11 protein-coding genes are annotated in these 13,318 nt (G+C 34.2%); 4 read left to right on the top strand and 7 right to left on the bottom strand.

Going from position 1 to position 13,318, the window contains the following annotated elements; genetic code table 11:
- Positions 1–27 precede the first annotated feature (27 nt).
- The 3 genes from UGRO018_RS01185 to UGRO018_RS01175 form a co-directional block, all read right to left on the bottom strand.
- The gene (locus tag UGRO018_RS01185; protein ID WP_463667541.1) at positions 28–420 is read right to left on the bottom strand and encodes an Hsp20/alpha crystallin family protein; all 393 of its coding nucleotides are present in this window, start codon (positions 418–420) and stop codon (positions 28–30) included.
- 174 nt (positions 421–594) lie between these two features.
- Entirely contained in the window at positions 595–3,561 is a 2,967-nt protein-coding gene (locus UGRO018_RS01180) for a bifunctional diguanylate cyclase/phosphodiesterase (protein ID WP_416324613.1), read from the bottom strand.
- A 2-nt stretch (positions 3,562–3,563) separates the two neighbouring features.
- Positions 3,564–5,000: an ABC transporter substrate-binding protein gene (locus UGRO018_RS01175; RefSeq protein ID WP_416324612.1), complete on the bottom strand. Its 1,437-nt coding sequence runs from the start codon at positions 4,998–5,000 to the stop codon at positions 3,564–3,566.
- A gap of 396 nt (positions 5,001–5,396) precedes the next feature.
- On the opposite strand from UGRO018_RS01175, the gene UGRO018_RS01170 reads away from it, so the two are divergent.
- On the top strand, positions 5,397–6,089 hold the full coding sequence (locus UGRO018_RS01170; protein ID WP_416324611.1) for a response regulator transcription factor: 693 nt from the start codon (positions 5,397–5,399) through the stop codon (positions 6,087–6,089).
- Positions 6,076–8,061, top strand: coding sequence for a sensor histidine kinase (locus UGRO018_RS01165; protein ID WP_416324610.1), 1,986 nt, complete (start codon positions 6,076–6,078; stop codon positions 8,059–8,061). The genes UGRO018_RS01170 and UGRO018_RS01165 overlap by 14 nt, the downstream gene beginning before the upstream one ends.
- A gap of 1 nt (position 8,062) precedes the next feature.
- On the opposite strand, the gene UGRO018_RS01160 is transcribed toward UGRO018_RS01165, so the two are convergent.
- From UGRO018_RS01160 to UGRO018_RS01145, 4 genes are all read right to left on the bottom strand, one after another.
- Entirely contained in the window at positions 8,063–9,673 is a 1,611-nt protein-coding gene (locus UGRO018_RS01160) for a hypothetical protein (protein WP_416324609.1), read from the bottom strand.
- 159 nt (positions 9,674–9,832) lie between these two features.
- Positions 9,833–10,492, bottom strand: coding sequence for a hypothetical protein (locus UGRO018_RS01155; protein WP_416324608.1), 660 nt, complete (start codon positions 10,490–10,492; stop codon positions 9,833–9,835).
- Between the two features lie 82 nt (positions 10,493–10,574).
- Complete coding sequence (locus UGRO018_RS01150; RefSeq protein ID WP_416324607.1) at positions 10,575–10,967, bottom strand: SRPBCC family protein; 393 nt, start codon at positions 10,965–10,967, stop codon at positions 10,575–10,577.
- Entirely contained in the window at positions 10,954–11,826 is an 873-nt protein-coding gene (locus UGRO018_RS01145; RefSeq protein WP_416324606.1) for an AraC family transcriptional regulator, read from the bottom strand. Before UGRO018_RS01145 ends, UGRO018_RS01150 begins: the two co-directional genes overlap by 14 nt.
- Positions 11,827–12,225: 399 nt before the next feature.
- On the opposite strand from UGRO018_RS01145, the gene UGRO018_RS01140 reads away from it, so the two are divergent.
- Together UGRO018_RS01140 and UGRO018_RS01135 are read left to right on the top strand one after the other, a co-directional pair.
- The gene (locus UGRO018_RS01140; RefSeq protein WP_416324605.1) at positions 12,226–12,846 is read left to right on the top strand and encodes a GDSL-type esterase/lipase family protein; all 621 of its coding nucleotides are present in this window, start codon (positions 12,226–12,228) and stop codon (positions 12,844–12,846) included.
- Positions 12,847–12,855: 9 nt separating this feature from the next.
- A complete protein-coding gene (locus tag UGRO018_RS01135) occupies positions 12,856–13,317 on the top strand; it encodes a DUF4358 domain-containing protein (RefSeq protein ID WP_416324604.1) in 462 nt (153 codons plus the stop codon).
- Position 13,318: the final 1 nt, after the last annotated feature.

Genomic DNA, 13,318 nt, shown 5'->3' with positions numbered 1-13,318 from the left:
TGTGAAAACCTACCTTGAATCTTAATACTAATCGATTGGGATAAAACGCTTTTCTTCTACTTTTTTAGGCGCTTCTTTTGGTACAATGATCTTTAATTCACCATTGCCGAAACTTGCCTTGATATCCTCGTGTGTGATATCTTCACCTACGTAGAAGCTTCTTGAACAACTACCGGAAAAACGCTCTTGACGAATGATGTTACCATCTTGATCTTTTTCTTCATTGTTGGATTGACGGCTTGCATTGATTGTCAAATAGCCTTCTTTCAATTCCATTTGAATGTCTTCTTTCTTGAATCCAGGCAACTCCATATCTAAGATGAAGTTTCCATCCTTTTCACGAATGTCTGTTTTCATCATACTGTGATCATGCATCATATCATCGAATGCGTCGTTAAATAAACCAGGAAATAATCTCATCATAATTGCCTCCTTTTATCAGATTGGATCTTATCCAATGAGTATCTTGAATCTACTTGGTAAGTCCTATTTCAACTTACATCTATATTATAACTCACTTTTTAGCACTGTCAATAGGAGAGTGCTAAAAAGTTGAAAAATTTATGATAGAAAAAAGAACCGAGGATGTCATCCTCAGTTCTCGTGATAAGTGTGATAGATTTCCTGAATTTCTTGTTTGATTTTTGAATCAATGTCTTTGATGATGAAATCAGGTTTTCCAGTATAATAGCCTTGTAAATAATCAACATGGAAGCTAATTAAGGTTTCCATTTCTTCTTTTGTTTCCACACCTTCTGCTATGACATAGGTATGCTTTTGGTGTGCAAAGCCTATGATATTCTTAACCATGAGCTGCCTATCATCATCATGATCAATATTATGAATCAATTCGATATCGATCTTGATGTAGTCTGCATTGATATTTAACAGAGTGGTATCGGAATTATAGCCACTACCAAAGTCATCAATTGCCATTTTACCGTTCCATCGTGCCATAAAATCTTGTTTTACTTGTAAATACTTATGTTCAATTTCATCCGTTTCGATTAATTCCACTACAAGATGAGGTAATTGTTTTGCATAGTTTGATTCTAATTCTTTGATCAGATCATCAAGCATCGGAATACTAGGAATAGAGTTGATAAATAGTTTTGCTTCCGAGAAAGGATGTTGTAGTGCTAAGTATTGCTTAATGGATTGTGTCCATGTCATATATTCCACACGATATAGTTGTGATTGAGCACGTGCTAATAACATCACATCCTGAGGTGAGGTTAGAATGTCACTTTGAGGTCGCATAAGTGCTTCAAAACCTAAGATACTACCGTCTTTTGCGCTGATGATCGGTTGAAATGCATAACGAACAAGGTTATCATCTAAAATGGTATTCAATTCCATACGACCACTCATCAGCATTTTATTATGCTGATACATTTCTTCATTGAAACAGCGTACGCTTCCTTTTTGGAAGTTTTTAGCATCATACATCGCAAAGTCCGCAAAATGTAGAAGATCATCATATGTCGAAGCATCTTTAGGATAATAAGCAATACCAACGGAAACTTTGATGTTACCTGTATCATGATTTGTAAACTTGATTTGTGTAGACATCATCTTTTTGTGGAGATTTTGTATGCTAGATAATAAAGCATCTTCATTTTTGAAATGATGATAGAATACAAGGAATTCATCACCTGCCATTCTAGCAGGAATACAATACTTTGTGTCTACTTGTTTCAATTGACTGGCAATGGCTTTGATCAATAAATCTCCACCATCATGTCCATAGGTATCATTCACGAATTTCAAGTTATCCAAATCCCATAAGACCATTCCACAAGTGCCAAGATTTTTTTGCGTAAGCAAATCATTGACTTCTTCACTGAAAGCACGACGATTTAACAATCCTGTTAAACTATCATGATTTCGTTCATATGTCAGGCGTTCTTTTTCCTCAAATTCTTTTGTGACATCCATAACGATGATAATTTGACTTTTCGCTTGAATCGTACGTGTGAAACGAAGCCATTTTCGATCATTTACGCCAGCATCGATATAACAAACATAAACTTGAATACGTTTTCCGTCTATGACTTCTTCATGTTCTTCATAAAGGGAAGCGTGTTGCTTAAATATTTCAAATTGTTCATCAAATACCTGCTTTTCAAAATTAGTTATCGTTTGATAACGTTGTTCAAATGCTAATAATTCCACAAGTTTCTCCGTACAATACACATCACCGTTTTCTACAATTTCCATTGCGGCAATGGGAATATCAAGAGAGTAAATAATCTGAGAAAGTCTGGATTCAGCACCAATGAGTCCTTGAGAAAAGATTTCGATAGAGGTACTTAGTTCATCGATTTCATCAATATTCACACGAGGCAAATGGACACTTTGTTTTGGTTTGCTTTTCTTCAATTGTTGCACCAAAGCATAGATCGGATTGGTAAATTTATAGGAAATCAAAATAGCGGCACCAATACCTACGATCAATGCAATGACAATAGAAATGCGGGCATTTCTTGCTAAAGCGTGAGAGCTTCTTAGCAATTCCGATTCATTGCTGATTCCAATTAGATACCATCCTTCCTCTTGAAAAGGGGAGTTCCTTCCATAAAGATTTAATTCAATGGCATGTCCTAATACACGATCATCTAAAGTATTGATCTCCATGCGATATGTTTCATCTTTTTCTTTATCCTCTAATCGAATAGGGGTGTGATGTTTAAATACATATTCATACGCAGGTCCACTGCTTAAAATACTTTGATATGTGTGATCTTCTTTTGTTGTCAACACATAAGTGTTACGTTCTTCATTATTGATTTCTTTATAAGGCAACAATGTCTTAAAATAATCGGTAGAAATATCCACACCAAGTACACCATACACAGTCCCATCTTGTGCAATCAATGGTATAGAATATGTAAAGACATCGATAAGATCATGATTCAAAGAGATGGGCTCTCCCCAATATCCTAATTCCATGCTTGATAAATCAGGATGATCTTTTGCTGTCTGTAGTGTTTTAAAATAAAATTCATAGGTAGGATCATTCTCGTCTAGCCGAATGGACGGCATCCATGTGCTTTCCAGGGAAAGGTTATGTTGTTTCAACAATTCAGCATTTCCATATTTTCCACTTATATCGCTGTTATCGGTATAAGAAGCATTTGGGGCAGAGTCTCTTAGATAGATCGTTGGATAATAATCGGTTTGAAATACTTCACGATCCAGGATCAAATAAGTTCCTGTAATAGATCGATAATGTAGAAATGTAATCATATCCTCTAATATCACATCATCAAATACCAAATCGTCTGTTTTCTTTGATTGATGTGCCGTATAATACGACTCACTGTGTTGAAATAGCTGTTCATAGTTTTTTTCATCATAAAGGTCATTGACAAGTGTCTTACGTAAATTTTCAGCACGATAATTGATTCTTTGTTCAAATAGGGAAATAGAATTCTCTTTGATTTGATCAAAAGAACCACTGAAGTATAAAGAACTTACGAAGACAACGCCATCCAGCAGAGTAGCAAAAAATAGAATCAAAAGAACTTTCCTAAATAAAGATTTAGAGCTCTTTTTCATTACTATCCCTCCTGTAAAAGTTGGTCGATATCTTTCTGCATAGCGTTATACCATGCTTCAAAGTATGCATCACTTGTATATTTTGCCAAAGCTTCTTTTTTGCTTGTGCCCTTTGAAATTGCATCATTCACTGCTTTTTGATCAGAAACTGCAACATTTAAGAATGCTTCCTCCAACTTATTTCGTACAAGATAGCTGTTATTGAAATTTTCTTGTGTTGATAGAGTACTTTCATTGATTTGTTTCATGCTAACTTGAATACAATCACTGACAATATCCCTCATTTCTATGCCTTCTTGTTGTGTCTTTTCTTTCCACATATCGATATCGGTAGCTTCTTTTGTAACCGGTAAATAGGAACTTGCAGCCGTAAAAGCAATGTTTTGATCAGGCTCGCTTAGCCATTTCAAGAAAACGATACTGGCATATTCCTTTTGTTCCGTAGATTTAGAAATCGCCATTCCAGCTCCCTGTGATACTGCATAAGGCTTACATCCTTCAAAGTTAGGAATAGGCAATACCAAATAATCAATTTCTTTTGTCTTGTTACCTTCTAATGCAATTTCTTTTGGAAAGAAGGTAGCTCCTGCACTACTTGAAACGCTGGCGATGATGTCGTTTGTTTTGATGTCATCACTGGCAAACTTACCGATCTTGGTATAATATCCACTAACATATGGAATATAGTAATTGTCCCAAAGCTTTTTGAATACAGCTTTATCTGGTGTAAACTTGGCATTTTTTGTTTTCGCATCTACCTCAAACATAGCACTACCTAACTGTGTACTACCAGTATTTAGATAATTCATCAAGGCATCTCTACCGAAAAAGGCCTTACCACTATAGTCATAATATTTTTTCGCAACTTGATTCAAACCTTCCCATGTTGAGAGTTCATCAATCTTTGTATTGGTTGCTTTCGCAAAGGCTTCCCAATCTACCTTATTAAGGACAAGAACTTCACTTGCTTTCGCAATAGGGAAAATCTTGATATCTTCATCGGAATAGATCCTTCCTTCCTCTAAATAAGAAGGTACAAAAGTATCTAATTCTTCCTCGCTCATATAATCTTTTATGGATACCAGCATATCTGCTTCATTCATTTCCTGTGCGGTATCGGCATATGTAGAGAAAATATCCGGCATTTCCTCAGCATTTACTTTTTTCTGTAAAATGTCACTCAATGAGGATTGAATATTGCTGATACTTCCTTTTGCGGAAGCTTCTACGATAATTCCTTTTTCTTTTCCTTTGGTTTCATTGAAAGTTTCTACAAGCTTATCAAAAGAGACTTTTTGTGCTCCGCTGTAGTAATTCCATAAATGAATCGTGATGGGCTTATCAGGATCCAAACCATGCTCATTGTTGTTGCTACATCCTTGCATACTGAAACCTGTGGCTAACAGCATGGTAATAGCCAGTAATTTTAAACGTTTCATAAATTGCCTCCCTCATAATACTTGTTTCTCTCATTATACTCCAATCTTAAGTATTCGTCAGTTAATCTGCGAAAAAAATTACATAATTTGTAAGTTTTAAGAAGTCTATGAAGCTTTTTAACAACTTCATCCATTTTGTTACCATATCCAACTAAGATTGAATGCTTCACTATATCATTTTAAATACAAAAAGTTTCTTGAAATTTCTTGAACATTTTTTTATTTATCACTAACATAAGAAATCAACAACTTCATGTATAATAAATAACGAAAAATGTTGCTATATCACTTTTTGATTCATCTTTTTTAAGACAACTTGCTTATTATCATGACTTGAGTGATAATGAACTTAAGGTTTTGTATTGGTGATATCTGCATTTTAATTAGGAGGAAGCCATGAATACAATTTTGATGATAGATGATGATGTAAAATATATGAAGGTGATTTATGATTTTTTAACAAAACGTAATTTTATCGTTTATTGTGCAACCAGCTTTGCGAATGCATTTCCATATAGGAAAGAAGTGATTGATTGCGTTATATTGGATATTAAAATTTCTGAAGATGAGAATGGATATGATATTTGTAAAAAAATCAAAAGTGAATTAAATATTCCTATCATATTTCTTTCCAACTATGATGAAGATGATGATCGTATCCAAGGATTTTTATCAGGTGCAGATGACTTTATTGGGAAACCTTGTAATCTAGAAGAGCTGAACATGAGAATTTTAAAAAGGATGAACCCTACCATAAGAGCAAAAAATGGTAAGAACATCCGATCTGGTAAGTTGTTGATCGATATGTTTCAACATAGAGCATATTATCAAGATGAAGTAATTCCCTTAACGGATGCGGAGTTTAATATCTTATATTTTCTAGCTGCACATGAACATCTTGTGTTTTCACAATATGAGATTTTCGATCAGATATGGAAGGAACCTATTGTCAATAGTGCACATACCGTACAAGTGCATATCAGTAGTACAAGGAAGAAATTGAATACCATATGTCCAGACCATGAATATATCCAAACAGTGTGGGGCAAAGGATATCAATTTGTTGGAATCAAAGATGAAACAGTATAAAGCGATAGGCATCATCTTAGTTGTACTTTTCCTATCCTATCTATCCATGCAGATACTTTTTCGATATGATAATAAGTATTACCATTCACAAGCACCTATACAACAAGGCGTTTTAGATATCGATACTTTACAACTTGATAAAGATCAGCTTTATTCGCTTGTGGATGATTGGGATTTCTATCCCCATGCATATCTTCAAAAGGAACAAGAGGACGTCGATAAAACATCCATTTATTTAGGTCAATTTCCTGATTACTCTATGCGTGATAAACTTCTATCTCCTTATGGTATTTCCACCTATCATATAAAATTAACGAGCACAAAACAAACAACGATTGCTATCTTTATTCCTGAAGTCGATAGCGCATATGAGCTATGGGTCGATCAAGATCTGGTGTTGATGCGTGGAGATATTCATACCGATCCAATCGAAGATTATGTAAAAAACAGTACCATCACACTAGAAGTTCAGGGAAGCTGTGATTTATATATTAACATAGGAAATGACACCCATTATTATAGTGGATTATATTTTCCACCTATCATATCTAGTATAGATGGTATCCAATCTATGATATTGAAAAAGGTGATCTTCTATTCGTTTTTATGTTTTTCTACTTTATCTATCGCATGCTTTTCCATGGGGTTATGGTTAAAAAATAAAAGGAATGCCATTCATTTGACATATGGTATTGCTGCAATGAGCTTTGCTTGTTATATCTCAATGGAACTATGGCGATTTCTTGGCTTTTCCCATATCCGCTTTGCCTATGCATGGAATGATTTTTTCTATTTTCTTATGTTAGCTTGTATCGTATCTATCAATGCCAATCTCTCTAAGGTACAAAAAAAGCGATGGTATCGTTTGGGAATGCTTCCCTTAGCCATCCTTATTTGCTTTATTACATTATTGGTGCCAATATGTTTTCCTCATATGGATGCAACTTCATTATATTGGTATGGAATGTTGATAGATGGTTATAAATATATCTCGGTTGTATTTATTCTTTATACAAGTGTGCTAGGTTTTCAGATACAATCATCTATTTACTTATGGATATTGGCCGCAAATTGTTTTGATGTGCTTGGTATCCTGTATACCTTATATCATAGAAATGCCTTTGAACCAATGGTCTATGGATGGCCAAACGAATATGTTTCTTTTATGATCATCTTACTATTTACGTTGTTTATGATTCGTAAAAATCATCATATGATGATAGAAAATGAAACTTTAACGCTACATTTACAGGAAACGGTAGCAAAACGCACTCTGCAATTAGAAACCTTGTTGAATGAGCGAAAGGCCCTTCTTTGTGAATTGACACATGATGTAAAGGCTCCTTTATCAAGTATACATTCTTTGGTAGAAGTCATTCAAAAAGGCGATATTCAAATTGATCAAGAGGTACAGAATTATCTGAATATCATCAAACAGAAATCAGACGAGGTTCATGTAAGAATGAAAGAACTTCAGCATTTTTCAAAAGCAGATATGATCGTCATACAACGGGATCGTTTTTGTATACAAGATTTTTTACAACGCTTTTATGAATGGAATAAACCGGATTGTGATGCCTGCGCTATTCATTTTATATTAGATATGGAAGCTACACCATGGTATCTTTATGGAAATGAAGAACAGCTACAACGTGTATTTGAAAACCTACTCTTCAATGCCTTAGATTTTACACCACCCAATGGTCATATATGGGTGCAACAGACTAGTAAAGAAGATGAAATTGAAATCAAGTTTATAGATGATGGTTTAGGTATATCACAAGAGCATATAGATGATATTTTCGAACAAGGAATTAGCTTTTGTAGAAATCAAAAGGAAGAACATGGCTTAGGTTTATATATCGCAAGATCCATTATTTTTCAACATGGTGGGCAGATTCATGTTGAGAGTGAGAAAGGAAAGGGGACTTGTTTTATCATTCATTTACCAAAGCAAAAACGAAAGGAATAATTTAGTTTTTCTTTTTACGTAGGAAAATGCCAAATAACATGATGGGAATTGCTAATATCCATAAAGCATCCGCTTGTTTTCCGGTATCGGTAATGATAGGCTGTCTTTGAACTTGATTATGATCATTCTCTTGTTGATTTTGATCTTTATGTGCAGTGTTTGATGGTTGCTCCTGTTGGATGATCGGAGGTGTATAATGCCCCTCTTCTCTACCACCACCTTGTCCGTGATTACCACCTTGATCACCATCATCTAAATCTGGTAGATCTGTATCCGTCGAGGTTGGAGGAGTGATAGAACCTTCCTCATCTATGATTTCTTTAATTTGAAATTGTAGCGTTTGTTGATGATAATAACCACCATCTACTTCAAGTTTAAGATAATGCATATCCTCAGGGACAGATACGATTGCAGTGATTGCGGAAGACATACCATTCCCATTTGACATTGCACCGATGCCATCTTTTAAATACACCCAGTGTTGATCATCTACACTACCATAGATATTTAGATGCTTTGCTTGAAAAGGCCTAGGAAAAGTGATCATATAATGATCCTCACTTATTTTTTGATAAGTACCATAAAGCTTTGGAATATCACCAAATTCTATTTGTATTGCGAAATCTTCTTTTTTTAGATGGATCAATGAGGAATTGATACTATCTAAGGAAGCATATAAGGTGAATGCTTTACCTAAAGCTAGACCTTTATGATAGGCATCTTCATCATAATGAAGCGTAATAGAAATATCATGTAATACTTCTTCATCACGTATCAGATCCACAAGAACATTCTTTTGGATGGGAAGATCTTCAAATGCTGTATTTGCTTGTATTATGATTTTATTTGATGCTGTATCTGAATGAATCTCCCATTTTTTTAATGTTGTACTTTGATCATCCATGATGGTTCCTTCACTTATGACATTAGCTGAGTCTATGTTATGAAATAGTTTGGCATTTTCACCAGAAACCTTTAACATACTATAATTACAAGTTAGTGAAAACATGGAATCATAGCTGTTTCTCGATAAAACAGCTGCATTTGATCCGCTTGCTAGTAAGATCATATCACACATATAGCCATACGATATGTGATTACGATATTGTAAAGCAATCGCATGATCACCAATAGAAGAGATATGAGAAGGAGCATATTCATGAGCAGTTAAATAAACATCATTCTCAAGAATTTCTACAGCGACTCCATCGATTGCTTCGATAGAAACAGCGATCCATGAAACAATTGCCCCTTCTTCACATGCCAATCGAACCAAAGGTCTTTTTGCGCCACTGCCTTTGATTATGAGGGAGGGGATTGAAGAAACGGTATCAAAAGCATCTTCTCCATTTGATATCGTTAGACCATCCATCGTAATTTGATAGCCATTTGTAAGAATGCTATAGGTTTGTTTATTCGTATAAATTCCATCATCTTTGCTTTGCGCTTCTGACATATACATATCCTGATTCATTGTAAAGGTTCCACCCTTTGGATGTTGTTCCATAAATACTAAAAATCTTTCAAATTCAGTTTCATCTTTTGCTTTGATCTTGAGATTAAAACAGCTGAAACAGAAACATAGTGCTAACAATACTTTTATTTTTTTCACAATTATGACCCCTTTTTCTTTTATTGTAATCTAATCTATGAAACCTGTAAATATCAAGAAAATTCAAAAATATTCAAGAATGTTCAAGAGTAACGATAAGAATGAACTTTCTGGTATCACATCTTTTCATTCATGAAGCATAGAGAAAAAGGCTGTGTTTCACAGCCTCCTTTTACTTTCTTTTTCATAGCAATATGTACATGTTTCTTTATCATTACATCTTTCAAAGTATTTTAACTTCATGACTTTTTCGTTTTTCAATTGTAACCAACATTTTGATTCACTTAATGATCCACTGCTTCTTTTGGGAACATAGGTCGTTCGATAACAAATAGCCTCTTCCTTATTTAAATAGTGATAATTTTCAGTCGTAATGCTAGAGGGTGTTAATTCAGAATACTCAATGATCTTGTCTGATTCATCATAATATGCAACATAGACATAAGAAGGATATTCATCTTTACTTCGACCTATGAAAGGTGCAATGATAACACTATCTTCGGTTCGTAAAAAGTAAGTCGTGAAGCTACAGCCGAATTCATTATAGCTTTCAAAATAGATACAATTACCTTCTTTGTCATAGAAGCATTGATGGTATCGATTTGTTTTAGGTTTATTTTTTAATAGCCGTCCCTTTTTATAACCACCGGTTATGATATCAACGATGAGTCTAGGAGAAGACAATCCTAAAAAGTCAAAGGCAGTTGCATATCGATAGTGTACAGCACTTTCTCTTAGCTGTTCGATATGCTGTCTGACTTGATCAATGATCTCATTTCTTTTAGATAGCGTATATTTCATTTTCTGAAGATCGTACATCTGCTTTCCTCCATTCATATACGTATCTATTATACCGAAAAGAGGGCTTGTTTGAAACCTTTATCGAAATGTGAAACAAGTATTATCTCAATGCTTTTTCCAAATCGCTTATATAAGTCTGTTGTTGCTTCTTCAAATAACCTTTCACAAATGGTTTCATCATCATCTTTTTTACATCAACACACTCGGTGAAATCTAGTGTCGTCTCTGTTTCATTACCATGAAATAAGCCGATCCAATGGCCATGCATGTTTTCATTATCCATATCAAATTCGTAGCGTTTCATTGGTTCTATGGTCGTGATGGTAAAGGTAGTCGCAAAATGATCTTTGGTATACTCGATGAACGTATGGGAATCTATGATTTCGATATGATCAAGATCACTTCGCCAAGTTGCATTTTTTAAATCTGTCACAATATTCCATACTATGTTAATAGGATAGGGTAATGTGATTTTTAAGTTAACATTTGTCATCATTTTTCTCCTTTGTTTGAATAACGGGTAGCCAATATTCATATATCATATCCGATGGGTCGGCTTTTAAATAAACCTCAATATCTGGAATATCGGCGTAACGAAAACCAGAGGTAGGTAACCATTGTGTAATTACACTTCGTTCTAGTTCTTGAAGCGATTGGTTGGTTCCTCTTCCTTGAAATACGGCCCAATCAGCTTTTGGAATGATAAGCTGAGTCATGTGATCATAAGTAAGATTCTCTTTTATGGACACCGCAATCATATAATTCCAATCATCTTTGTGATGAATACTGACTCCTAATAATGCTTTGGGTGAGGATGGATGTAGTTGCCATAATTGATGTAATGTGCCATCTTGTACGGATCGATTCCAATAATTGGGAACATTTTTAAAGTTTTCTTCCAAATTTCTACTCAAAGGAAATAAAATACCCGTCAAAGAAAAGGAATCCTTGTGTTGCATATGATATGACAAAGGTGTGGTTCCTTGTATATCCATAGAGAAATGGAAGGGAGGATATGCTTGTACCATACTATTTTGCTTACGAATCATAGAAGGAGCTAATCCATGTACGCTTTGAAATGCACGATTGAATGCGGTAGGGGATTGATATCCATACTTCAAAGCAAGATCTAAAACCTTAATATCACTATGAATGAGCTCTACTGCAGCATAGGACATGCGTCTACGTTTGATATATTCTTGTAAAGATATGCCTGTCAGATAAGAAAACATCTTCAGAAAATAGTATGCAGGACATCCGGCAATCATTGCGATATATTCATAATCTATTTCATCAGTGAGATGCTGCTCAATATATTCCATTGCTTTGTTTAGCTTTGTGTACCATTCCATCTATCTTCCTCCACTTTAGTATAATGTTTTTTGTTTAAGCAATCCTCTCTTTTCTTTATAATGAAATGAGCGCTTTAATTGATTTGTTTTTATTATAACATATGATAATAGTTTAAAAACCTGTGAAGATCGTCCATTTTGTATCAAAAGTATGCTATTCAATAAAGCAATCTTAATATATCTTAAATCAGTGATAAAAAAATAGAACGAGGGTAAAATATGATATAATCCTATATAGAATTCATGAGGGTGATATGAAGTAGAAAGGAATTATAACAAGTGAAACATAAAAATATGATAGGTATCGGTATAGCATTTTTATGTATTGGCGGACTGATAAGGGTTTGCCCTTTTTCTTTAAAGGTTTCAAGCAGGGATATTGATAAAGGGATGATGGTTATGACAGAACTTGAAAAACGAGATTATAAGAACATTGATACAAAGATCCAAGAAATAAATGAAACATTCAAAGAAGAAAGTTTGAATACAAAACCTTACTCCGTGCGTTTTAAAGATGCTATGATCATGGGGGATTCAATGGCTGAGGGAATTATAGAATATGGCTTGGTTTCAGAGAAAAACGTTGTTGCTGAAAGAGGGAAAAGAACCGATAATATTGATGATGAAATCCGACAAGTTATTCGTTATGAACCAAAGATCATATTTATGGTATATGGTCTCAATGATCTTGAATATTGCAGAGGAAATGCACAGCGATTTGTTAATCAGTACAAGATACAAATAGAAAAAATACAAAAAGCATTACCTCATACACGCATTTATATCAATTCTATTACACCGATCGATCAGGTAGCTCAAAGTAAGAATAAAGCATATACCAAGGTTTCAAGTTTTAATACAGCGTTAATGAAGCTGTGTAAAGAAATGAATATTGTTTATATAGATACGACCAAATTAATTGACTTTTCAAAAGATGTGTATGAAAAAGATGGTATTCATCCATTATATCCTTATTATCCTGTATGGCTTACTCACATGTTGGAAGTCGCAGGGCTATAGAGGCATGGTATGAGAAAAATAATATATATCATTGTGATAGTAATACTTATGATTGCCTGCTATTTACCATTTAAAAATATAGATAAAAAAGTGGATGTTCATATCATGAAAAACAAAGTGAGTGAATTAGTAAAGAATAGGGAATTCAAAGAAGAAGATACCAAATTTATTAGACGGCAATATAGGTTGAGTAAAAGCGATTATCAGGATATGATCTGTTTTGGACCTCCGTCTGCGATGGAAGTGAATGAGTTAACGGTAGTAAAGGTAGTAGACGATAAGCAAAAAAACCATATTTATGAACAACTACAAAAGCGTCTAGACCAACAATTAGAAAATTTTCAAGGATATGCGCCTAGACAAGCAGATCTATTGAAACGAGGTCTTTTATATAAAAAAGGTGATTATGTAATACTGATCGTTCATGAAGATGCACAACAACTAAAACAAAAAATCAATGCTTTATTTTGAA

It is taken from the genome of Hoskinsella mucinilytica (genome assembly GCF_045223415.1).
Classification (GTDB): domain Bacteria; phylum Bacillota_I; class Bacilli_A; order Erysipelotrichales; family Erysipelotrichaceae; genus Hoskinsella; species Hoskinsella mucinilytica.
The sequence above is the reverse complement of the archived record's forward strand: the minus strand, read 5'-3'. Positions and strand labels throughout refer to the sequence as shown.